The following is a 23234-nucleotide window of genomic DNA, read 5'->3' as shown; positions in this document are numbered from 1 at the left end:
TTTCGAAAGCGTCAATCCACCTTTAGGACCATGCCCCTTGGCATGTTTGCCCATTAAAAAAAGGGACTGCTGTCCCTTTGGTTTTCTATAAATCAAGACCCTTTGTTATTTGATCAGCTTTCTCTTTCAGGCTGTCGGCTGTATCATAGATTTCATCATGTTTTTCTGAATGAACACCATCTGCATATTCCTTGATTGCATCGGTTCTTTCAAATATAAGATCTGAGATTGCATTCTCTGTGTTCAAATCTACCAAATCGTTGCTTAACAGCTCGCTCAAGGCAGCTTTCATACAATTGAGCTCCCTGTTGCGGGAAGTGATGTGATTGTTCTGCAATCCTCGCAGTTCGTTGGACATTCCAACTGATGCCCAGTTGATATCATTGATATTTCCTGCAAGCCAGAACCGCCAGGTAGTTTTACCCAGACTTTCCTTCCAATTCTTCGTAATCTGTTCATCCAATTCCTGCTTATTATTCACGGACGTGTACTTTCCGCCTCCTGCACTCGCAACCTCTTTCAGCTGACGGTCAGCTTCATTATCAACATCAAACCCGATAATATTGATCTGCAGATCTGTCATTGATTTCTTGGCGTCCTTTGCTGCCTTGACAGGATCTCCATCGCATGTCTCCACACCGTCACTTACAATATATATGAACGTTTTTGTCTGGTCGTCACTGGCAGCTTTCAACTCTTTTTCCGCTCGCTGAATGGCTGAAGCAAGCGGAGTCCATCCACTTGCATCGAATCGATCCAATGCATCGGAAAACTCTTTTTGATCATAATTCTTTAATGCATATACCGTTTCAATGCTCTCGCATGATAGCTTTTTGTCCTGATCCGCACCCGTCCCTTTATGGCCAAATACAGACAGGGATACATTGACATTATCAGGCAGACTTTCTGAAAACTGTTTGATGCTTGATTTGGCCAAAGTCATTTTATTTCCGCCCGGGACATCAGCTTTCATGCTTCCGCTGGCATCAATTAAAACAGCAACATTAACTTTATCAACCTCTTCGTTGAGCTCCTCTTCGCTGACATCCTGGAGAAGCCTTCCGTCAGGCAGTTTGAGTTCATCATACTTTACTTCAAAATCTTTGATCGGCTGTATAGTTCCGTTCACATCAGTACGCAGATGAACAATAATTGATTTCGCCCACTGTTCAGCGTCCCAATCTTTAGTATCTGTGCTTTTAATTTCTTTTATATATTCTGCCACAGCTTCATCTGCCGCTTTGGAATACTCATCATTTTCGGCAAGTTCTTTTTTGCCTATGAATTTTTGGAATAATTCCCCAGCCGGTTCTTTCTCGATCTCTTCACCCTTCAAGCTGTAGGACTCTACTTCTTCTTTTTCGTTTCCTGTAGCTTCCCGGGCATTTGTTTCAACTGCTTTATCTTTTGTTTCAGGGTCACCTTTTTTCTCTGCCTGCTGGCAGCCAGCCAAAGCCATACAGAACACAAATAGAATGATAATAGCTTTTTTAATCATCTTTATCCACTTCCCTCTCTTGAATAGTATAATAATTTTTGTATGAAGTGACATTGGCCTTTTAGCCTATACTGAAATAACAACCATAAGCTGGTATACTTTTGAACGAGGTGATCGAAATGACAGAGAAGCGATATGAAGAGCTTATACCGGGCAGAATTTTTATCGGGGGAGTAGATGCTATCGAACAATTACTCGAAAATGAAAAGATTGATGTGATCTATGACTTGCGTACCAATCCTAAGAATGGACTTCCAAGTGAATTAAGCGTTCATCAGCCTATCGTGGATGAAAAAGAAGATCAGGATGAATCGATCAAAGCAGCTGTAAATGCAGTTCTTCAATCATATAAAGACGGTAAAAATGTTTATTTTCATTGCAATACCGGCCGTGGAAGGGCAGGAACTATTGCCGCTGCGACATTGCTCGAACTAGGCTTGGCAGATACGGTTGAAGAAGCTGAAGAAAAAGCGAAGGCCATCCGCCCAGTCATTCAAATAAAAGCCCCTTTTAAAGAAGCCCTGAAAAGAATGTATGAATAAATTGGATGTCCAAGAACATACAGGATGATGTATCCTGCATGGAGAAGTCGGTTAAAGGAATCATTTGGATTAAGTCTTTGCCGACTTTTGTAAATCTAGTACTGTCGTGTGACTGGTCCCGATATGTTAATTTTTCACTTGTATTGTTCCGAATTAAAACCATTTCAGACAGAATAAATTTATGTAAGAATCAGTATCTTCCTGCCGGAAAGGAAAGCGCTATCTTTAAAATGAACTAGATGATAAAGTATTTATATAATAGATATGAAAAAATATATGTGAATTCCAGCAAATGAGTGATGTATTTATGGATGAAAAAGATTGTTATCTACTAAAATATGTATATGAAGAAATGAATCTTGGGCGGGCTGCGAAAAAAATGTTTATTACACCACCCGCACTGACTTATCGAATCCAGCAATTGGAGCAAAAATTTGAAGTTCCCATTCTAAGAAAAAATGGCAAACAGATATATTTCACGCCTGAAGGGGAACACTTAGTTCAATATGCAAATAAAAAAATTACCGAATTACAATTGCTTAAAGACTACCTTCTGGATATCAATGCAACATTAAGAATAGGTGCTTCCACAATCTATGCAAGATATCGGCTTCCTGAAGTTTTGAAATACTTCCTAAATATGTACCCTCAGGTAAAAATACACTTAAATGCTGGCTTAACAAAAGAGATTTTCCAACTGCTGGCTGCTGAGAAAATCCATCTTGGTATTGTGCGCGGTGAATTTAACTGGCCGGGATACAAATATCTTATTGAAACTGAGAATATTTGCATCATCTCCAAAGACAAAATTCATTTTGATGATTTGCCGAAAGTCCCTCGGATTCACTATAAATATCCTTCAAATTTTAACCGAAGAATCGAGTCATGGTGGTATGAAAATTTTGAAACACCGCCACTTATCAATACAGAAATCGATGATTATGAAACGGTCAAAGCTCTTGCCAAGGTTGGATATGGATACGCGATCATTCCTAGCATATTCCTTAATGATCAGGATGACTTTTTTCAGCAAAACATCGTGTTTAAAGACGGTACTCCCATGACAATCAACACATGGCTCATGTGCAGTAATGAATCCAAAGAACTTGTAATCGTAAAAAAACTGATTGAATATTTTCAATCAGCTCCACCATTGTTATAAATCACGGTTTAATATAGTGTGGTGTTAGGCGTTTTTTCGCTGCTATTCTTTATATAGGTGACATGCTACATAGTGACCTTCGGTGATCTTATGCTTTTTAGGAGCATTTTGTTTGCACTCCTTTTGGGCAAAAGGGCATCTAGTATGAAATTTGCAGCCAGCTGGCGGGTTCATCGGGGAAGGCAGATCCCCCTTAAGCACAATTTCTTCTTTTTTTCTTTCAATATCTGGAGAAGGGACTGCTGAAAGAAGGGCTTTCGTGTATGGATGCATTGGGTTGGCAAATAGTTCGTCTGTTGGTGCCTCTTCCACCAATTCCCCCAAATACATCACGCCGATTCGATCGGCCATATATCGGACCACACTCATGTCGTGGGAAATAAACAAATAGCCTAATGACATATCCTTTTGTAATTTTTTCAACAGGTTAATGACTTGTGATTGAATAGATACGTCTAGTGCGGAAACAGGCTCATCCATTATTAACAATTTTGGATTCAGCACCAACGCCCTCGCAAGTCCGATTCTCTGCCTTTGTCCTCCTGAAAATTCATGTGGGTACCGATAATAATGCTCTAATTGAAGGCCTACTTTACTTAAGGTTTCCATCACGACATCCGAACGCTCATCAGCAATCCCAATTTTGTGAATAATCAACGGTTCCTCAACAATTTTTCCAATTCTTTTCCTGGGATTAAGAGAAGAATACGGATCTTGAAATACCATTTGAACTTTCTGTCGGATATCCAACATGTTCTTTTTAGATGCGTTTAGAATATCTTGCCCGTTATAAAGTACCTTCCCATCAGTCGGTTCTATTAATCTCAATAACGAGCGTCCGACTGTACTTTTTCCACATCCCGATTCACCGACTAGACCGTATGTTTCACCTTCATAAATATGAAACGTAACATTATTTACGGCTTTTACTGACATTTGCTTCTTTCCGATATTTAAAAACCCTTGTTTTACAGGAAAGTGTTTCTTTAAGTTTTTCACCTCCAACAGCTTATTCTTCTTAATGGGCTCCCTTTCATTCTTCTCATTTTGTATTTGCAATTTCACGATGAACCGCCTCCTTCTTCTCCTGGATTTCCTTATAATGCCAGCATTTCACTTTCTGCGAATTTGTTTCTGTATATGTAGGAGGAGGAGCATCGAAACATTTATTATTTGCATATAAACACCGGTTTGCAAAACGGCAGCCCTTGGGGACCTGAGATAACGAGGGTACGGTCCCTTTAATAACATATAATTCCTCAGAACGGTTACCGTCAATTTTGGGAATGGATTTGATAAGACCTTGTGTATATGGGTGTAAGGGACGGGTAAACAATTCCTGAATACTTGCTTCTTCTACGATTTCTCCCAAATACATAACAATAACCCTTGAACATAATTCTGCTACCACCCCTAAGTCATGTGTTATAAAAATGACTCCCATATCCAGCTCTTCATTTAAATCTTTTATTAATTTCAATATTTGTGATTGTATCGTAACATCCAATGCTGTGGTTGGTTCATCAGCCAACAAAAGTGAAGGCTTACATGCCAGGGCAACCGCTATCATCGCTCTTTGGCGCATACCACCTGAAAGCTGATGTGGATACTCATTGATTCTTGCCTCAGGATTGGGGATTCCAACTAGTCGCAGTAAATTGACGGCTTCCTTTTTTGCTGCCTTTTTAGACACCTTTTGATGAATCATGATGGGCTCCGAGATTTGCCTTCCAATGGTTTGTACAGGATTTAATGAACTTAATGGGTCTTGAAAAATCATTGAGATCTCATTCCCACGGATATGTTGCATTTCCCTTTTGTCACAATTCAACAGGTTCTTCCCTTTATAGTTCACTTCTCCCTCATATTCGACTGACCTTTCGTCCAATAATCTGAGGATAGATTGTAACGTCACGCTTTTTCCACAACCTGATTCTCCAACTAAACCGACGATTTCTCCTTTGCTTACTTCAAAGGAAATCCCATCAACAGCTGTTACCATGCCTCTTTCTGTATGAAAATGGGTCTTTAGTTTGTCCAGCTTTAAAAGAGTCTCAGTCATTCTTCTCTCCCCTATTAAGCTTTAATCTAAAAGCCTTTTTGAATCTAATTTTTTTATAATGCGGGTCCATGATGTCCCTTATTCCATCGCCTAGTAGATTCAAACCAATAACAGCCATGATAATCATGATCCCCGGAAAAACTGTCATCCACCATGCATTAAATATGACAAGCTTTCCATCATACAAAATATTTCCCCAACTTGGATTTGGAGTAGGAACACCGGCTCCGAGAAAGCTTAAGCCAGCCTCCGTAATAATCGTATCTGCAAAAATAAATGTTGCCTGAACGATAAGCGGCGATAATACATTAGGCGCAATATGCATCCAAATAATACGTGTTGAGCTTGCCCCTTGGGCTTTCATTGCCTCAATATACGTCTGTTCTTTTACAACCAAAGCGGCTGATCGGACAACTCGTGCTACATAAGGTGTAAATACGATACTTAAAGCTATCACAACATTTTCTGTACGAGGCCCCAATGCCGCCATCAATGCAATGGCGAATAAAATACCCGGTATGGCTATCAATCCGTCACTTATTCTCATAAGGATATGATCCAATGCCTTGTAATAGCTGGCATATAGCCCTATGATCACTCCCAGTACGGAAGTGATAAAAGCAACCAGAAAACCTACACCCATTGAGACACGCGCACCATAAATGACCCTGGTCAATAAATCCCTTCCATAATTATCAGTTCCAAGTAAATAGGTGGAATCAAGACCATTTAACCTCTTTTCCACATCCATTTCAAAAGGAGTATAGTTGGTAATAGCAGGGCCCGCAATACAAATAATGATTAAAAAACTTAAGATAATTAAACCTGTCATCATTGAATGATTTGAAAAAAAGCGCCTTGTTAAAAGAGATCGTTGTTCACTGATCAACTTTTTCTTCGTTGCAGTTAGCATTTCCTTTGCCTCTGATCCATTCAAAACTCACGCCCCCTATTACAAAACGGAATAATGATACATATTATTTTTCATCCAAACGAACCCTCGGATCTACAACACCATATAGCAAATCTATTAACAAATTAAGCATGACATATATGAAAGTCACAAAAAGAACAATTCCTTGTATAACCGTGTAATCTCTTCGTTCTACTGAATTAATGATCAGTTGGCCCAATCCAGGAATATTAAAGATAGTTTCTGTGATAACTGCTCCTGTTACCAATGCACCAAATGTCTGTCCGATTACTGTTAATATGGGAAGAAACGCATTGTGAAGAGCATGGCTATAGATAACTTTTCTCTCACTGACCCCTTTTGAACGTGCCATATTAATATAGTTATTATTCAATACTTCAAGCATGGAGGACCGAGTCATTCTGGCAATGAGCGCAGCTTGAATGGAACCTAATGATATTGCGGGTAAGATTAAATATTTCAAATGATTCCAAAGTCCGCTGCTTAGAGGTTGATATCCTGCTATTGGAAGCCATTGCAAGTGAACGCCAATCAACAAAACCAAAAATAGTGCCAATAGAAAACTTGGTACAGCCATACCTAATAACGATAAACCCATCACCGCCTGATCCACCACCGTTCCCCTTTTAATGGCAGCGATGATTCCAAGCGGTATGGCGATGAGCAAAGCAATAATCTGGGCAAAAACAGCAAGAGACAAGGTAGGAGCGACATGGGTAACAATAGCATCTAAAACGGTTGTATTCATATGAAATGAGACACCGAAGTCTCCTTTAAGCACATTCGCAATCCAATGAAAATACTGCTCATAGAGAGGAAGATTTAACCCCATCTCCTCACGAACGTTTTCAATCTGTTCTTCCGTCGCTTCATCTCCCAACATATAAGAAACGGGATCGCCAGGTGTTAAATGTATAATGAAAAATATCACTAGGGACACGATGAACAGTATTGGTATTAAAGACAAAGTTCTTTTCAATATATATGACCACAAAGTCTGTCCCCCCAAATCTTTAATAAAGCACCCCGATCATTCCATAATTATCGGTGATCGGGGATTCCTTTTTATATAGAGCGGTATAATTGAAACTTAAAAATGCTAACAAAAGTAAAACAAAAGACACTCTGCGAGAGGCCACATTCAGCAACGGCAGCAATTCAGTTTGTGAATTGAATTGAATCACCTGCACTCAATATTTTTTAAAAACGTTACTTCGACTTTGTAACATTCCAATAAATAGCTCCATCCACATATTCGATTTCTGAAATATTATCTCTTGAAGCATAGATGGAATTTACATCACCAATTTTAATGATTGGAATATATTCGATAAACCAAGCCTGCAAGTCGTTATATTTTTTTTGTGCTTCCTCCAATGAAGGAGCATGGCGAAACTCTCCTAAAATTCCATTTAACTCCTCACTGTCAGTCCAGCCAGTGAAATCCGATCTCATGAATGCGAGAGAAGATGGTTCTGGCTTCGCAGTATTAGGAATGATGGTAATATCATAATTATCCGGATCCTCCCTTTTATCTACAAAAGTAGGCCAGTCATAGACTTCTATCTCAGCATTAATTCCCATTTGATTTAATTGTTCCTGTAATACAACGGCGGAGCTGTATACATATTCGTAATCCCTGGTGGCCATAATTGTAAGTTTTTCCCCGTTATATCCAGCTTCTTTGAATAATTCCTTAGCTTTATTCACATCGTGAATGTTATATTCATTTTTTCCGACATCACTGGACCACTGGCCTTCTTGATGGTACATCATCATATGGTGAGTCTTTTCGTAATTTTCAGGGTCACCAAAGGAAGCCTTTAAAATAGCCTCTTTATCAATGCCTGTTGCAAGTGCCTTCCTTGCAGTTATGTCAGAGAACAAGCCCTTCTTCTTATTCAAATAAATGTTTAATATTGTATTCGGTGAAGAATATAATTTAACGTTTGGATTATCTTTAAGCTGGTCGGTGCTATCGTACGGTATACTATGTGCCACGTCGTACTCTCCAGACTGTATTCCAGCAAGTCTAGTAGAAGAATCGGAGACAAATTTAAAATACAAATCGTCAACCAAAGCTTCTTTTTTTCCCGACAATCCATCAGCCGCTTCTTCTCGGCTGGAATAATCCTTAAACTTCTTCAAATGAATCTGTTGATCCTGTTGCCAAGACTCAAATTGAAAAGGCCCGGTCCCTATAAATTCCGTTAACTTATCATTCTTAATATTTTCAATGACAGAAGCGGGCATAATGCTTGCTAACTCTCCTCCAGAATAGGCAAGCACAATTAAAGCGGTTGCAGTAGGTTGTGACATTTCCAGCTTAACTGTACGATCATCAATTTCTGAAAAAGAGGCGTCATCAAACGTTTCTGCCGCAGAACTGGAATTCTCAAGCCACCGGTTCATGGAAGCGACAACATCTTTAGCCGTCATTGTTTCCCCGTTATGAAATTTGACACCCTCACGTAATGTAAATTCAATGACGCGACCATCCTCTTTTACTTCCCATGAATCAGCAAGCATGGGCTGCACGCCATATTGGGAATCCATAGCTACTAATGATTCGAAAATATTCTTACCGATATTTGACGTTGCAGTTGTCGTATTCGTATGAGTATCCAAGGATGGCGGCTGACTGGGGTATGCTACAATTAATTCTTTACCAATATCAGAATCAGCACGAGAATTTGTATCAGTTGACTTACATCCGGCGACCAAAGCAACAATGGAAAAAATGCACATCATCCATACCATTTTACTTACTTTCATTATTTCATCCCCTTTTCATGATCTTGCAAGCGAATACAATTTTCATCGAATCAGCATTGATGGTTTTGTGCAAAGAAAGTGGTACAAACGTTACCACCTCCACAAAGAGATATTTTATCAACGTGTAAATGAATAAGAGTGGTACTCATATTCATTTGGCGGTCCCATTGCAACCCACATTCTTCCAGATTCAGGTTCAGCAATCACTGATGCGAATGTTACAATATCCCCACCGCTGTCTCCAGGTGCCTGCATACTCTCGTCCCCGGGAACTTGGCATAAACAATTCGGATAGTTTTCCCTGTCCCTCATGATCTCCTTCATGATATCTACAGTTATTTCACCCTTTTTTTCTAGTAATAATTGCTCCATTCGCTGTTGCCGAATTTTGGAATTATTTAATAGATGACCTTTAGACCGCTCCTTGTTCGCTAATTCATCAGACAGATAATGATTGGCATGCGCCAGTATTCCGTTCTTTGGATTTAGAAGAGCGTCCTCCGTAACCGTCGTTTCCAAATTGGCGATTACACCATTTTTATCGGACATAATTAAGTTACGCGATGAAGCACGAGTAAGACTTCGAAGTCCCTTTACCGCATCTTCTACGGAATCATGCGTCAATGCAAATCTGGAAAACATATAGCGCGGATAACCTTCCCTCCATCCCTCGCATTCTAAAAAGTTAGCAAAGACACCCATCCCGGAATTGTTAATACCTATATAGGATACTTGGCCTGCGGGAGTCAGCATTAAAGTCGCTTTTCCTTCTTCAGGCTCTACCTCTTTTATAATGGATATAGAAGAGTAAAATTCCGGAAGATCAGCATTTTGACCAATAATGGTAGCGCCTTCTTTTGTAGATTCAGGAGCCACCGCAAAAGTCGTACATTCATTTTCTGCTTTGAAACAGCGATTGATTTCTGCACGAACTTGGAGTAAGTATGCTTCTTCAATAGAAATATTTGCTCCTTTAGCAATCCCGACAATCTCATCATCTAAAAACGGAGAATATTCCTTAACGTATTTTCTGTATTTAAGTGTCTCCTCCAATATTTCTGGCAAAGCTATGTCATGCTGCCTTTGGAGCCTATCAACTGCAAGACCTAGATGACGCTCAATCAAATCCCTGCACGCTTCACCATGCTGTAAACCAATTTCACGGTGGGTTCCTTTAAATCTATAAAAAGGAAACCTTTTATTGGACCTTTTCTTGTTTACCGCTTCTTTGTTGTTCATGAAAACCTCCTGTATTTGCATAAATAATATGTATACAAATTATAACTAGTCATTTCCATTAAGTATATTTGAAGTATTTTAATGATATATTTAAATTTTTTTAATGAACTTCGTTATATCGGTCTGAAAGATTACTAGAACACAAAGACGGAAGGGATTTATTTTTATAAAACTTTACAGAAGACGTCACAGTTATGATAAAAAGAAAAACAAGGGGATGAATGCATGTCCCCTTGTTTTAACTATTATTTATTCATCTGTGCCAGAAAATCCGCCAACGGATCATCTTCCAATTCGGCTTCTTCCGTTCCCTGTGGATCTGCCTCAATGTTGATTTGACTCCAATCAAGATTATCTAAATCATCTATATCAGATTGGCGTCTACTGTCTGTGAGTTCATTTTCCTCAGAAGGTTGCGGCTCAAGATGGTCTTCTTCTAGGGATGCGGCTTCCTCCTGCAAGTACAGAGCTTCGTCAATCTCCAGGGAATTGCTATTAAGTGATGCCAGGATTGAAACAGCCCTAACCGGATCAGACAATAATTGGTAAACAATGTTTCCCAGCAAAGCTTCCGAATGTTCGTGTTTTAGCCAGTCGCGCTGTTCTTTGCTCAAACCCCTAGGCAGCGGAATGGTCAGAGTTTCCCTTTGCTTGGTCAATGATTCGCTTACTCCTGCCATTACAATCGAAGCAATTTTGCTTGAGAAATTCCTCCGCTCTGTTTCCTTTAGCCTTTGCAGTTGCTTTAATATATGGTCAGGCGTATCGGAAGGGATCCTGAATGTGATTGGCTGCCCCCTCTTCATCCCCGTTTCCTTCATCATATCACCCTATTAATTTTTAACCGCTTTTTTCTCTTCTTTTGCCTCTTTTTGATTCTTTTTGGCAAAGTCGGCGACCAACTTATAGTATGCATTTGCCATCATCCAGACACTCTCTTTTTCATCTTCAAAAAAGTCAATATTGTATCCGTCCAAATTATTGTTCAATGCTTTCAAATAATCCTTCAAAACGATCGAGCCTCCGCCGATAAAGTAGGCGATTTCTGTTTGGGAGTTTCTTTGCCAAACATTTCTCAAGTGGCGATATTGCTTTTTAGCGAGGTCGAGGAGAATCCGGTCGACGATCTCATGGACACTTGTCCGACTTCCTTTGACCATAATATGGTTTCTATCATTCTTTTTCGTGATGATCTCTACTACATCCCTTCGGCTGTCGAGTTCAACGCCATATTTTGAACGGATTTCCTCTCGAATGGCATCAAGGGACTCGGACACTCCAAGATTGAAGCCCTGAGCGCGGTCATCATCTACTTTTCTATTCTTAATCACCGCAATATCTGTTGATAATCCACCGATATCCTGGATAATGATTCTTTTATCAATCAGTTCCTTGTTGATAATTTTCAAATCATTATCCATGACCAGATTGATGAAAGCCGCAAAACCTTCCGGATAAACTTTCACTTCTTCAAATTTAATATTCACCTTGATTCCTTGATATTTTGGAGTTACCAAAAACTCAACCTGATGCACAGAACCTAACAATTTTGAGCGGTAACCTACATCTTTTCCTTCTTTTACTTCTCTTAAAGGCAGTCCTGTCCCCAAAGTATAAGTTGCTTCGACAACGTTATTGCTCTGCTTGAAAACCTTCTTGTTCTCGTCACGAACAGCATCAAGAGCCAGCGCTGTGAACATCATGACCAGCGTTTGGTCTTCTTCCGATTTGCTGCTTCCCGGATCCAATTCTGTCGCATTTCCGCTCCTGGTCGCCAAATGGCCTACACGGTAAACAGCACCGTTTTCCTGCAAAGAAGGGGAATGTAAACGTATATGTAACCCGTCTAACGGCTCTTGGTTGTCCAGTTCTTCCAATCCGATGACTGGACGATCCTCCACATCTATCGCTACGATATTAGGAATATTAATCTCATAATCCATCTCACCGAAAATCCCTTTTAAGGAATCATTTCCAACATCAATTGCAGCAAGTCTTGTTTTTTCCATATATGACTATCATCCTTTCTTTTGCGAAACTGCCACTTGGAAATTTCTATAAGTATGATTAAAGATTACCTGAATTTCTTATTCAGGTCAATGACACTTTCACCCCAGACATTTTGTAAACATTATTCGTTTACTTGTACACATGTTTACCTTATATGTACACATGTTGATATAACGCTATGTGTACTACTTTGTAAACATGTATACGTTTATCGTGTACAAATCATCTTATTTTGTTTACATGTATACATTTTTGTTTACATACAGATTTAACTATTTTACCAGGTAATCTCAGTGATTCGAAAACTATAAAAACACCTCTAATGGGGGAGCGTGATAGAATGGATTTAAACTAAGAGAGCTGTTCCCTTGGTGAAATATTTGTTCCAATTTGTAGGGCTAGGTTTAAATTTGTTGATACATGTCATTATTGAGGCCTATTAAGGCAAAATAAGTTCAATTAACCAGTAATGATCGACATATATGATCCACCCTACGAGGGATTCGAAAGTTATGGCGATTCCTATGTTTCTGAAGCACTATGTACTGTAAAAAGAGGGAGAAATACCCGACAAAAATGGTGGAATTTGTCGGATTTTCTTGAAAAAGCAAATGTGAGCGGAACTTCAGTAATGACTGCGGAAGTATGGAATAACATTTAAAACATAGTTATCACAAAATAAATTACTTCTATCCCCTACCGAGGAAACAAAAACGAATGATTTCGCAAACATTTTTAAAGATAAAGTAATCATTCTACAGAGAATAATATAAACTTCCCAAATGATTCAGTTTCGGAGCGTTTTCTGGATTCGGCAGTTATCAATGAAGAGTCTTATAAAATCATGCATCCGGCGGTCAAACTTTCTCAACTCTTCTGGATGAAATTGTGTTCCCATGATATTTCCATCTTCACTTTCAAAAGCTTCCTTGACTCCATCAAAAGCATGAGCTGTACATTTCAGACCGCTGCCAAGTTTGTCAATAGCCTGGTGATGGAAGCTGTTTACTTCTACTTCCTCTTCTTCGCAAATCGTATACAAGATACTATCCCTTTCTATTTTTATTTTATGACTCAGCAAAGAATTGCGGTTTCCTTTATCCAAATGATTTTCTGGATTCTCAAGTTGGGAATCGATGTCTGATAACAATGTACCGCCGAGAGCCACGTTGATCAGATGGGACCCTCGGCATATCCCGAGCATTGGAATCCGGTTTTCGTAAGCTTTTTTAACAATCATCATATCTGACTTATCCAACTTCGGTGTGAGAAGGCCAAGTTCAGGATGAAAGTTCCCATCATAATGCATCGGATGAATATCATTTCCCCCGGTTAGTAAAACCCCGTCAATCATCCTCACCCATTCGTTGGTTATTTCCTCATTGCCAAGTGTTAAGACGATCGGAGTGCCCCCCGCTTTTATTACAGCCTCAAGATAGCTGTAATACAATGTATAACTAATATTGTCCCTGACAAATTCAAGGTTTGATGTAACACCAATAATCGGATTTTCTTTATTCATAGCCGTCACTCCCTGCATAGATGCTCATACCCGTTTAAATAGCCTAAAAAACAAACATACATGGCTGTAGGCTCCACGTTTCCATGGTATAATAAAGATACATTTAGAATGTATTTTTTATTATTGGCGGGAGGACTTCCATGAGTGACAATTATCCAAACGATTTGAAGGAACTCCTATCGATTGAAAACAAAGAAAAGGAATATAAAAAAGGCAGCTATCTGTTCCGTGAAGGAGAGCTTGCCGATGGCATATTCTATATCCGTTCAGGGAAAATCAAGATAGGAAAAATAACGCCCGACGGTCGGGAAATCACTTTCCGGATTTGTAGCGAGGGAGATTTTATAAGCGAAATCCGTCTGTTTTGTGCTCTTTCCACCTATAGGGTCCAAGCGAAAGTGATTGAAGACTGCAAGTGTATAAAAATCGGGAAGCAAAAGCTGGAAGAGAAACTTTTTCTTACCCCAAGCCTTGCCATCGGTTTTTTACAAATGATGGGTACCGAACAACAGAAGACCCAATCCAAATTCCGGGACCTTATATTACATGGAAAAAAAGGCGCTCTTTATTCGACACTCATCCGCATGACAAATAGTTACGGCATTCAAAAAAATGGTGGGATTCTGATTGATCTCCCACTTAAAAACCAGGAACTTGCCAATTTTTGCGGTATGAGCCGCGAAGTCGTCAACCGCCTGTTAAACGGTTTAAAAAACGACGGAATCATTAAAATGGAAGACGGAAAAATTTTTGTCTGCGACCTGCAATACCTAAAAGACGAAATCCATTGTGAAAATTGTCCTGTGGAGATTTGCAGGATAGACTAAAGTAATGGGGCGGAATCATAGATTAGCACGATTATTCTGAATTACATATGATTCAGGAGGAAAAAACGGAAATAAAACAAATTGAGGCCCATTATGGGCCCTTAACTAAGGCCACGACATATTTGTCGCGGTCTTTCTTATGTTTGAGGAAGAATACCTAAGTTGTAATCATTGTTAATGACGTGGCCAACTCCGTATCAGGATATTCTAGTTCAAGCGAACCCACAGGACCTCTATCTGGAGGCAGCCGGTAAATCGCTGCTGAAGAAAATTACATCTTCTTCAGTACTCGTCTTATGCGTATCACCGCTCAGCAGGCACTTTCGCACTTCCTTACCACGTCAGAGTCACTTCCTTTGGTCGAACCACGATAGACAAACAGCCGCCGCTTGCACTTTTATCTAAACAATATGCTTAGTTCTTTGTTAAGGGGGAATAGAGAAATCAAACGAATAACTTAAAATAAAGTGAGCGGGACGAAACCATGGACGTTTTTATCCTCTGCTTGGCTGCAGTGGCTCTGTTGTTTACAAGCTATTCAATAATCCCGACGATTGCCATAAGGGTAAGCGGAAAAGAAATTACAAAGAGGATAAAGGGTCAAAAAGGCATTGCTTTGACCTTTGATGACGGTCCTCATCCGGAATTTACAATCATGCTGCTGGACCTTCTGAAGAGATATCGTGTAAAAGCTGCTTTTTTTGTTGTCGGCCATAAAGCGGAAAAATATCCGGAGATCATCAGGCGAATGCATCAGGAAGGTCATGTGATCGGCATTCATCATTATCAACATGTATCTAATTGGTCTATAACACCCTTTCAGTTAAAGAAGCAAATGAATAGGACCCAAAAGGTCATCCGGAGATTGACCGGAAAAAGGACGTGCTTCTACCGCCCTCCATGGGGGCATTTTAATCTATTTACGAATCAAATCGCCAAAGACTATGAGATTGTCATATGGTCACATATTTTCGGGGACTGGAAGGCAGAAAGAAGTGAGCACACCCTCCTTCGTGATTTGAGACAGGTGCCGGATGACGGGTCCATCATTCTCCTGCACGATTGTGGAGAAACGATTGGGGCTGATGAGAATGCACCAAAATATATGATTGAAAACCTGGAAGTTTTCCTCAAGGAAAGTGTAAAGGAAGGCAGACAGTTTATTACACTAGAAACTTCAAATATGGACAGAAGAGGCCATTATGAGCATTGACATACTGCTTGATTATATCTACCTATACGGATACTTGATCATATTCTTATTTCTGTTTCTTGGGATCGTCGGTGTGCCTGCCCCTGAAGAATCCTTACTTTTTCTAGTGGGTGTATTGGTCGGCGAGAATAAGCTATCACTCGAATTGGCCGCCTTCAGTGCTTTTCTGGGTGCCTTTTTGGGAATGCTTGCAGCATTTGGATTGGGAAAGTATATCGGCAGTCCGTTCATAAATAGATACGGAAAATATGTTGGAATCACTATGGAACGCTGGAAAAAGGTGAGATCGAAATATAGGAGAAACACCCATAAGACCATTTTATTCGGTTTTTACATGCCGGGTATCCGCCAGGTAAGCCCCTATTTTGCGGGTATAGCCAAAATACCATTTCGGTCATTTTGCCTCTTGTCCCTTCTGGGAACTGTATTTTGGACATTTCCCTTGATTTTAGCGGGACTCCTTGCTGGCAATACCTTTCATCTCAACCCTAAATACGCTCCATACTTTGGGGTCTTTTTCTTTATTGCCTTTTTCGGCTACACAGGAATCAAGTTATATAGGAAAAAGAAACAACAGCCAACTGATTCATGAGAACCCTCCTTTTGTTAAATCTCTTTCACAACGGGTATGTATTCAAACAGGACGGGAGATGAAGCAGATGAAAAAAATTCTATTTTTGCCACTTCTGCAACTGCGTTCCGGGCATCATCAAGTGGCTGACGCTTTAATGGATTCAATACAAAAATATTCCAACAGCACAATATGCAAAAAGGTCGACCTGGTAAGCTATACGAATAAAACATTGGAAAAGCTAGTGACCAATTGTTATTTGAAATGGATCCGCTACGCACCCGAAACATACCATCATGCTTATAAAAATGTTTTTTCCACCCCAGCCAAAACCGATTATTTTTTCAGGTGGCATCAATCTTTCTTCATGAATAAAATGAGACAGCTGTTAACAGAAGAAGCCCCTGATATGGTCGTTTGTACACAAAGCTTCCCCTCCTATCTTTTAAGCAAAATAAAAAGAATTGAGAGGTGCAATGTTCCGGTTATTAACGTCTATACAGATTTCTTTGTAAACGGCATCTGGGGAAAGGAAGGGATTGATGCCCATTTTCTTCCTTGCCGGGAAGTGAAAGAAACACTATCATCCAGTATACCTGCGCATAAGATGATTGTTACAGGCATTCCGGTTCACGAGGAAATTTTAAAAAGCGAGAAACAAGAGAATGCTATAAAGCGCCCCCGAATATTAATTGCGGGAGGAAACAGCGGTCTGGGAAAAATATTGACCCTTGTACAGGAACTAAGCGAATCCTCTCATTATGATTACTTAGTGCTTTGTGGGAAGAACAAGCCACTTTACGAGGAAATCCATTCTTGGAACAACGAACGTATCCAGCCCCTATCCTATATTTCTTCTAGGAAGGCGATGAACAAACTTTATGAACAGGCGGATGCCATCATTACAAAGCCTGGCGGCGTCACAATCAGCGAAGCGCTGCAAAAGGAAGTTCCCATATTCATTCATTCCATGCTTCCGGGCCAAGAAAAAATCAACATGAACTATTTAAAGAAGCATCACCTTGTCTTTGAACTTGAAGAACATACCCCACTTGAACAGCAATTGAAAAATACTTTAGCGGATGAAATTAAAATGGGACGATGGAAGCAGTCGATCACCACTTATCATGAGGAAATCGAATTAAAAAGCCCCAAAGGTGTGGTGGAAATCTTCGACCGCATGCTCGAAAAAAGAATCCAAAAGAAGAGAATCGATTTTCAGTTAAAATGTGCTTTTTTTAACTGAAACAATACTTTTTTGCTACATGCTACTAAGCTCGCCATCCGCGGGCTTTTCTTTTTGTCTAAATTTTGAAGTACTTATGAAGGTCTTGTGAATTCAGTATGAAGTGTGACTTTTATCACAGTGGCGAAATATTTTCGGTAGTACTATTTGAGTAAATGATGAGCATATAGGAGGGTGTCAAATGGCTAAAAACAGACATGGTGCGGAGCCAAATCTTAAAGGAACGCTTGTCAGTGTTTTTGGGGTTGGAATCATTATTATCATAATGTGGTTTGCAACATATTTCCTTTATGTTGCCAGATAAAAACTGAAGAAGGTGAGTGTTTATGCATTTTCACAAATACGAAAAGATATGGTTGATTTTTGGCATTTTATCGCTTGCCGTGTTTTTAAGCATTGTCGGTTTCACCGCCTTTGCACACGGACATGAACCTGCAGGCGGAATGGACACGATTGACCCCGAAAAAGTCAACGAAACGGCTCCCTTTGACAAGCCGGGGGTCAGACAGATCGATGAAAACAGATACGAAGTGGTGATAGTTGCCCAGGCTTTCGGATACAATCCTCCAGATGTAAAAGTTCCAGCAGGAAAAGAAATCATTTTTACCTTAACGAGTACAGATGTAGTGCACAGCTTTACAATCGATAACACGAAAGTGAACATGATGGCTGTCCCTGGAAGGATCACCCATAAAAGCTATATTTTCGATAAACCAGGAAAATATTTAGTTCTCTGCAACGAATATTGTGGAGCAGGCCACCATTTTATGTCTACAGAGATTGAGGTGTATGAACCATGATGGCAATGAAAGACAGAAAGCTTGCGTTATGGAATATCGGGATTGCCTATATCGCATTTATCATCGGGACCTTTTGCGGTTTGCTGCAGGTTTTCATCAGAAATGATGCTTTGCAACTGCCCAACTTTTTGGACTATTACCAGATCTTGACGGCACACGGCGTATTATTGGCTCTTATTTTTACAACATTCTTTATCTTTGCCTTCCTGATTGCCGGCATGAGTAAAACACTGGGGGCCTTCGGGCCAAAAGTGAGTCTGTTCGCTTGGCTTGGTCTGTGGGTCACAGCCATTGGGACCACAATGGCAACTGTGATGATCATTTCAGGGAAAGCATCAGTACTATATACGTTCTATGCTCCATTGAAAGCAAGCGGTTGGTATTACCTCGGATTGGCTTTATTCATTATTGGAACATGGTTATCCAGCTTTGCTCTTCTCGGACATTTTATCGCTTGGAAGAAAAAGAACAAAGGAAATTTCAGCCCGTTGTTTGCTTATATGACGACGGCCACTCTCCTCTTATGGCTGATTGCCTGCCTGGGTGTAGTGGCAACTGTTGTCTTCCAGTACCTTCCATGGGCATTTGGGTGGACAGATACGATCAATGTTGAATTGAGCCGTTCTTTATTCTGGTATTTCGGCCACCCGCTTGTTTATTTCTGGCTGCTGCCTGCTTATATGGCCTGGTATGTCGTCATGCCAAAGATTATCGGTACCAAAGTGTTCAGTGACTCACTTGCTAGATTTTCATTTATTCTGTTCATTCTATTCTCATTCCCTGTCGGATTTCACCATCAGTTGACAGAGCCGGGGATCGATAGCTTCTGGAAATTTTTACAGGTCGTACTGACGTTCATGGTAATTATCCCGACATTGATGACTGCCTTTTCCATGTTCGCTACATTTGAAATCTCTGGAAGAAGTAAAGGCGGGACAGGGGTGTTCGGATGGTTCAGAAAGCTCCCTTGGAAAGATGTACGATTTTCTTCCCTCTTCATCGCGATGCTGTTCTTCATTCCGGGCGGTGCAGGCGGAATCATAAATGCAAGTTTTCAATTGAACGAGCTTGTACACAATACACTTTGGGTAGTGGGACACTTCCATATTACAGTGGGAACACCGGTTGCCATGACATTTATGAGCATTACATTCTGGCTGATTCCCTATTTGACAGGCAGGGAATTTCCAAAGCACTTGCAAAAGCTTGCCCACATTCAAATTGGGTCTTGGGCTATAGGGATGCTTCTCATGTCAACTGCGCAGCATTTACTGGGTCTCCTTGGAGCTCCGCGGAGAACAGCCTATTCTGGATATAATGGCAACGAATCTGCAGCAGACTGGTTCCATGGAATATTATCAAACCATGTCACAATGGCCATCGGCGGAACAATCTTATTCTTCTCAGCCATGCTCTTGGTCTATATCGTAGCAAACCTAATGTTTGTCACCCCTAAAGTACAGGAAGAAAAAGATTTTATTGAATTTCCAATCGCGGAAAGTGATACATCACACACAGCCAAATTCTTGGAAAACTGGGGAGTATGGGTCGGTATTGCATTAGTACTCATTGTCATGGCCTATGCACTGCCGCTAGCCGACATGATCCAGCATGCACCTCCAGGTTCCAGAGGATTCATCACTTGGTAAGGAGTTGATCCATATGTTCATGGTCGTATCTTCCATGCTTATCGTCACAATGGTCACCATGGTGATAGCAGTTGAAATTAAAAGCGCAACCGATTGAGTAGGATATTGAGGTGAGTACCCCGAAAATAAACAGACGGAGCACAAAGCTTCCGTCTGTTTTTTCCGTTTATATTAATGATCGATTCCCAGCCGTTTTGAGAATTCTTCTGCTGCGCTGTATCCCTCACGTTGGAGATACCAGTTGTTGGCAGCTGCTTCAATGAGGCCCGCTACATCGCGGCCTGGCTGGAGCTGGATTTCAATATGGGGAATTTTGACCCCCATGTAGTCGGTGAACTGGGGCTCTAGCTCCAATTCATTGTTCAGGGAGTCCTCCTCCCATTTTGTCAGCTCAATATCCAGGACGATCCTTGTCTGGTCCTGAAACGCCTCCCTGCCATACAGGCGCACTACATTGACAAGACCGATACTTCTTAAGGCGAGCAACTCTCTCGTATGATTGTCGTGCGTGCCTAGGAGTGTCTGTGGTCCTAGTTTTTTCAATGCGACAATATCATCTGCTACAAGCCGATGCCCCCTGCGTATTAATGTATGGGCAGTCTCGCTTTTTCCAATGCCCGATTTACCCCGAAGCAGAACCCCGATGCCCGAAACATTGACACAAACACCGTGGATAGCCATTTCCGGAGCCAACGCCTTTAACAAGTAGGCATCCAGCTTCCTGATGAATTCCGATGTCGGATCATCATCCGTACGAAGCAAGGGAATCCCTTCCTGAACACAGTATTCCGTCAAATAGCCCAGGCTTTCCTGCTGTGCGGTGATGATGAAGCATGGAGGGTGATAATTCACGATGTTCCCTATCCGCAACTTCTGCTCCTCATCGCTTAGCCTTTTTAAAAAAGTGAGCTCTTTTACTCCGAGCACTTGCACAAGTTCAGTAGGGAAAAAGTCGAAATAGCCCACAAACTCCAAGCCTGGACGGTGTGCTCTATTTGTTGTAATTTTTCGGTCCAGGTGATCCTCCCCTGCCAAAACCTCCAAAGAAAATCTATTGATCAAGTCTTTAACTGTTATCGTTTTCACATTGATGCACTCTCCATATCTGAATACCCTATGATTCAGGATTATACTTGAAAAAAGAGGAAACGTCATCCTCATAATTCCCTATTTGAAGCGCTTACATGCTTTTGTCGAAAAATCTCTAAATAATTGTCATAACAAATTTACATTCAATAAGAAACGGAGTCTTTTCAACACAGCCAGTAGGGAACATCTGTGTCTCTTGCTGAAGGGCAACGAAATTCCAGAATTGAGGGAAACCCTTTTTTCCTTGGACATGTGATGATTTTTTGTCCTTTTCATCCATGTAAGTCTTATATACGAGATGCTTCACCAAAGGTTTCAGGTTTTGCCAGTTTATTGCACAGAACCATCCCAACTTTCCGCCCCATGTTCCGAGTGGCATATAAGAGATATACAAAGATTCAATAAGTCAAATGATTGGAAGTCCCTGTACCACTAGAATATAATGTTGTAAAACAAGGATAAAGGGTGTTGGATAGAAATGGAGACATTAAATATGTTCGAATATTCTCGCGCCGCTTTATTGATTGCGTTGGGAAATACGAAGGAAGGCACTTGGGACGAACGGATTGAAGGCTTTCCAAATACAATCCGGTGGAATGCCGGCCATATGTACATTACGGCTGAGGATTACTTGAACAAGGCCGATAAAACTTACGAAATCATCTACCCTGAATGGTATGAATTTTTTATAGATGGGACAAGCCCTTTTAAATGGGACAAAGAACCACCTACTGTAGAGGAAATAATGGATGCTTTAAAAAATCAGGGTGAGCGAATAATGGAGTTTTTTAATGGAAAGTTGGATAATGCGGCAACCGAAACTGTAGACATTCGCTATTTGAAGCTTGATACAGTTGACGCAGCTCTGCAGTTCGTGACCTGGCATGACGGCATTCATCTGGGAATTGTTAAATCCATGCAGTATGTGATGAAATGAAGCACCACCTGTTTTATTTTACGAAAAGGCGTTTTTTAAACAAACGCCTTTTCGTACAACTTGCAGTTTTTTTCTAGGATCGTGATCACGGCAGCTCATAATAACCTTCATAAATGCTGTTAGCCTCTTCTTTGCTTACGCGGTTCATCCTGCCACCTTCCCCTTGCAAAACATCTTTATCCGCCAAAATAAGGCGGGTCTTGTAGCCACTATTCAATGTTAATTCTATTTCAGTGCTGCTAATGTGATGAATATTAATAATGTTCTCTTCAAAGCCAACATCTGACTGCTTTACAGCACACGCAAAATAAGTAGATGTGAGGTGGCACGCTTCTGTACGATCTTCTGTCAGCCAGTATCCCCCAGCCGCACCGATATCTTTGGGTGCTGCTTCTATTTTTGATTTTTTTTCTGCGACCTTCTCTTGTTGGGCTTTTTCAGCCGCTTTCTTTTCCGCTTCTGCCTTAGCTTTTGCTTCCGCTTCGGCTTTGGCCTTCTCTTCTGCTTCTGCCTTGGCTTCGGCTCCAGCAAGTGCTTTTTCTCTGGCATTCTTTACATCGCTCTTTAACATATCAATGTTTTCTGTAAGATGGCCAAAAAACGGATGGCTAAGATCCTCTTCCGAAAACTCATCAACAATACGTAGAGATTCATCAAACTCCCCTTGCTCATAGTGCTGCTTCGCCTCTTCATAGCTTGCGGTATATTCTTCTTTTTTCTTTTCCAATTCTTCCATCTGTCCCAGTAGGCTCTCTGCTTTTTCCTGGAGCGTTTCTGAACCTCCCTTGAGCTTTTTAACTTTTTCCGCAGAAATCTTTGCAGCTTCAAAATCACCCTCATCGTATTCCTTTAGGGCTTTTAACATTTTTTGAGTTTGTTTAATTAATATAGTGGCTTTTTCATCTTTGGGATTTCCCTCCAGCGCTTTTTTAAAAAAGTTCTCCGCACGTTCGTATTCTTCTTTTTCAATCTGGTGTACCCCCTGCTCCATGAGCTTTTCATAGATCTCATTGTTTTTGGAACACCCATAAACAGATAAAATCATAAGGAATACAAGTAAGTAATTGGATAATTTCTTCAATGAACTTCCTCCCCCGATCCTATTTTATAGCATATACGTTTGTTTGCGAGCATTATGTTACCATTGATTGTAATGGG

General features: G+C 40.6%; 22 protein-coding genes. 10 read left to right on the top strand and 12 right to left on the bottom strand.

The annotated features are described in order from the left end of the window. Positions 1–85: 85 nt before the first annotated feature. Entirely contained in the window at positions 86–1498 is a 1413-nt protein-coding gene (locus tag C509_RS0115665; RefSeq protein WP_018707876.1) for a VWA domain-containing protein, read from the bottom strand. 119 nt (positions 1499–1617) lie between these two features. Between C509_RS0115665 and C509_RS0115660 the strand changes: the two genes are divergently transcribed. After that, on the top strand, positions 1618–2040 hold the full coding sequence (locus C509_RS0115660) for a protein-tyrosine phosphatase family protein (protein ID WP_018707875.1): 423 nt from the start codon (positions 1618–1620) through the stop codon (positions 2038–2040). 292 nt (positions 2041–2332) lie between these two features. Further along, complete coding sequence (locus tag C509_RS0115655; protein WP_154654432.1) at positions 2333–3202, top strand: LysR family transcriptional regulator; 870 nt, start codon at positions 2333–2335, stop codon at positions 3200–3202. Positions 3203–3244: 42 nt separating this feature from the next. On the opposite strand, the gene C509_RS0115650 is transcribed toward C509_RS0115655, so the two are convergent. The 9 genes from C509_RS0115650 to C509_RS24080 form a co-directional block, all read right to left on the bottom strand. Further along, complete coding sequence (locus C509_RS0115650; RefSeq protein WP_018707873.1) at positions 3245–4267, bottom strand: ABC transporter ATP-binding protein; 1023 nt, start codon at positions 4265–4267, stop codon at positions 3245–3247. Beyond that, a complete protein-coding gene (locus C509_RS0115645; protein WP_018707872.1) occupies positions 4245–5264 on the bottom strand; it encodes an ABC transporter ATP-binding protein in 1020 nt (339 codons plus the stop codon). The genes C509_RS0115650 and C509_RS0115645 overlap by 23 nt, the downstream gene beginning before the upstream one ends. Beyond that, positions 5257–6201 (bottom strand): ABC transporter permease, encoded by a 945-nt coding sequence (locus C509_RS0115640; protein ID WP_018707871.1) that lies wholly within the window; start codon positions 6199–6201, stop codon positions 5257–5259. Before C509_RS0115640 ends, C509_RS0115645 begins: the two co-directional genes overlap by 8 nt. Before the next feature lie 40 nt (positions 6202–6241). Next, positions 6242–7192, bottom strand: a complete 951-nt coding sequence (locus C509_RS0115635) for an ABC transporter permease (RefSeq protein WP_018707870.1) — start codon at positions 7190–7192, stop codon at positions 6242–6244. A gap of 215 nt (positions 7193–7407) precedes the next feature. Beyond that, entirely contained in the window at positions 7408–8973 is a 1566-nt protein-coding gene (locus C509_RS0115630) for an ABC transporter substrate-binding protein (RefSeq protein ID WP_018707869.1), read from the bottom strand. A gap of 117 nt (positions 8974–9090) precedes the next feature. Further along, complete coding sequence (locus C509_RS0115625; RefSeq protein ID WP_018707868.1) at positions 9091–10212, bottom strand: C45 family autoproteolytic acyltransferase/hydrolase; 1122 nt, start codon at positions 10210–10212, stop codon at positions 9091–9093. 245 nt (positions 10213–10457) lie between these two features. Then, a complete protein-coding gene (locus C509_RS0115620) occupies positions 10458–11033 on the bottom strand; it encodes a hypothetical protein (protein WP_018707867.1) in 576 nt (191 codons plus the stop codon). Positions 11034–11045: 12 nt separating this feature from the next. Then, positions 11046–12221 (bottom strand): ParM/StbA family protein, encoded by a 1176-nt coding sequence (locus C509_RS0115615; protein ID WP_018707866.1) that lies wholly within the window; start codon positions 12219–12221, stop codon positions 11046–11048. Positions 12222–13009: 788 nt separating this feature from the next. Beyond that, entirely contained in the window at positions 13010–13744 is a 735-nt protein-coding gene (locus tag C509_RS24080) for a gamma-glutamyl-gamma-aminobutyrate hydrolase family protein (protein WP_018707864.1), read from the bottom strand. A gap of 140 nt (positions 13745–13884) precedes the next feature. Between C509_RS24080 and C509_RS0115605 the strand changes: the two genes are divergently transcribed. The 7 genes from C509_RS0115605 to C509_RS0115575 all read left to right on the top strand — a co-directional run bounded on the left by C509_RS0115605 (position 13885) and on the right by C509_RS0115575 (position 20050). Continuing rightward, complete coding sequence (locus C509_RS0115605; RefSeq protein WP_018707863.1) at positions 13885–14571, top strand: Crp/Fnr family transcriptional regulator; 687 nt, start codon at positions 13885–13887, stop codon at positions 14569–14571. 484 nt (positions 14572–15055) lie between these two features. Further along, positions 15056–15784: a polysaccharide deacetylase family protein gene (locus tag C509_RS0115600; protein ID WP_018707862.1), complete on the top strand. Its 729-nt coding sequence runs from the start codon at positions 15056–15058 to the stop codon at positions 15782–15784. After that, positions 15774–16376, top strand: a complete 603-nt coding sequence (locus C509_RS0115595; protein WP_018707861.1) for a DedA family protein — start codon at positions 15774–15776, stop codon at positions 16374–16376. Before C509_RS0115600 ends, C509_RS0115595 begins: the two co-directional genes overlap by 11 nt. A 67-nt stretch (positions 16377–16443) precedes the next feature. Beyond that, positions 16444–17601: an MGDG synthase family glycosyltransferase gene (locus tag C509_RS0115590; RefSeq protein ID WP_018707860.1), complete on the top strand. Its 1158-nt coding sequence runs from the start codon at positions 16444–16446 to the stop codon at positions 17599–17601. Between the two features lie 181 nt (positions 17602–17782). Further along, positions 17783–17905, top strand: coding sequence for a hypothetical protein (locus C509_RS0115585; protein WP_018707859.1), 123 nt, complete (start codon positions 17783–17785; stop codon positions 17903–17905). A gap of 22 nt (positions 17906–17927) precedes the next feature. After that, positions 17928–18401, top strand: a complete 474-nt coding sequence (locus C509_RS0115580; RefSeq protein WP_018707858.1) for a cytochrome c oxidase subunit II — start codon at positions 17928–17930, stop codon at positions 18399–18401. Further along, positions 18398–20050 (top strand): b(o/a)3-type cytochrome-c oxidase subunit 1, encoded by a 1653-nt coding sequence (locus C509_RS0115575; protein ID WP_018707857.1) that lies wholly within the window; start codon positions 18398–18400, stop codon positions 20048–20050. Before C509_RS0115580 ends, C509_RS0115575 begins: the two co-directional genes overlap by 4 nt. 171 nt (positions 20051–20221) lie before the next feature. Here the strand turns inward: C509_RS0115575 and hprK are convergent, their stop codons facing one another. Continuing rightward, the gene (gene hprK, locus C509_RS0115565; protein ID WP_018707856.1) at positions 20222–21136 is read right to left on the bottom strand and encodes an HPr(Ser) kinase/phosphatase; all 915 of its coding nucleotides are present in this window, start codon (positions 21134–21136) and stop codon (positions 20222–20224) included. A 481-nt stretch (positions 21137–21617) separates the two neighbouring features. Between hprK and C509_RS0115555 the strand changes: the two genes are divergently transcribed. Next, on the top strand, positions 21618–22076 hold the full coding sequence (locus C509_RS0115555) for a DinB family protein (protein ID WP_026319895.1): 459 nt from the start codon (positions 21618–21620) through the stop codon (positions 22074–22076). An 85-nt stretch (positions 22077–22161) separates the two neighbouring features. Here the strand turns inward: C509_RS0115555 and C509_RS0115550 are convergent, their stop codons facing one another. Further along, a complete protein-coding gene (locus C509_RS0115550) occupies positions 22162–23157 on the bottom strand; it encodes an outer membrane protein assembly factor BamD (RefSeq protein WP_018707853.1) in 996 nt (331 codons plus the stop codon). Between the last annotated feature and the right edge of the window lie 77 nt (positions 23158–23234).

It is taken from the genome of Siminovitchia fordii DSM 16014 = CIP 108821, assembly GCF_000374565.1.
Lineage (GTDB): Bacteria > Bacillota > Bacilli > Bacillales > Bacillaceae_C > Siminovitchia > Siminovitchia fordii.
The sequence above is the reverse complement of the archived record's forward strand: the minus strand, read 5'-3'. Positions and strand labels throughout refer to the sequence as shown.

Excerpts from the sequence above, each read along its gene's own strand:
- C509_RS0115605 (WP_018707863.1), top strand. The coding sequence starts at position 13,885 with ATGAGTGACAATTATCCAAACGATTTGAAGGAACTCCTATCGATTGAA.
- C509_RS0115575 (WP_018707857.1), top strand. The coding sequence starts at position 18,398 with ATGATGGCAATGAAAGACAGAAAGCTTGCGTTATGGAATATCGGGATT.
- C509_RS0115655 (WP_154654432.1), top strand. The coding sequence starts at position 2,333 with ATGAGTGATGTATTTATGGATGAAAAAGATTGTTATCTACTAAAATAT.
- C509_RS0115595 (WP_018707861.1), top strand. The coding sequence starts at position 15,774 with ATGAGCATTGACATACTGCTTGATTATATCTACCTATACGGATACTTG.
- C509_RS0115590 (WP_018707860.1), top strand. The coding sequence starts at position 16,444 with ATGAAAAAAATTCTATTTTTGCCACTTCTGCAACTGCGTTCCGGGCAT.
- C509_RS0115625 (WP_018707868.1), bottom strand. The coding sequence starts at position 10,212 with ATGAACAACAAAGAAGCGGTAAACAAGAAAAGGTCCAATAAAAGGTTT.
- C509_RS0115665 (WP_018707876.1), bottom strand. The coding sequence starts at position 1,498 with ATGATTAAAAAAGCTATTATCATTCTATTTGTGTTCTGTATGGCTTTG.
- C509_RS0115580 (WP_018707858.1), top strand. The coding sequence starts at position 17,928 with ATGCATTTTCACAAATACGAAAAGATATGGTTGATTTTTGGCATTTTA.
- C509_RS24080 (WP_018707864.1), bottom strand. The coding sequence starts at position 13,744 with ATGAATAAAGAAAATCCGATTATTGGTGTTACATCAAACCTTGAATTT.
- C509_RS0115620 (WP_018707867.1), bottom strand. The coding sequence starts at position 11,033 with ATGAAGGAAACGGGGATGAAGAGGGGGCAGCCAATCACATTCAGGATC.
- C509_RS0115600 (WP_018707862.1), top strand. The coding sequence starts at position 15,056 with ATGGACGTTTTTATCCTCTGCTTGGCTGCAGTGGCTCTGTTGTTTACA.
- C509_RS0115555 (WP_026319895.1), top strand. The coding sequence starts at position 21,618 with ATGGAGACATTAAATATGTTCGAATATTCTCGCGCCGCTTTATTGATT.
- C509_RS0115660 (WP_018707875.1), top strand. The coding sequence starts at position 1,618 with ATGACAGAGAAGCGATATGAAGAGCTTATACCGGGCAGAATTTTTATC.
- C509_RS0115630 (WP_018707869.1), bottom strand. The coding sequence starts at position 8,973 with ATGAAAGTAAGTAAAATGGTATGGATGATGTGCATTTTTTCCATTGTT.
- C509_RS0115645 (WP_018707872.1), bottom strand. The coding sequence starts at position 5,264 with ATGACTGAGACTCTTTTAAAGCTGGACAAACTAAAGACCCATTTTCAT.
- C509_RS0115585 (WP_018707859.1), top strand. The coding sequence starts at position 17,783 with ATGGCTAAAAACAGACATGGTGCGGAGCCAAATCTTAAAGGAACGCTT.
- C509_RS0115615 (WP_018707866.1), bottom strand. The coding sequence starts at position 12,221 with ATGGAAAAAACAAGACTTGCTGCAATTGATGTTGGAAATGATTCCTTA.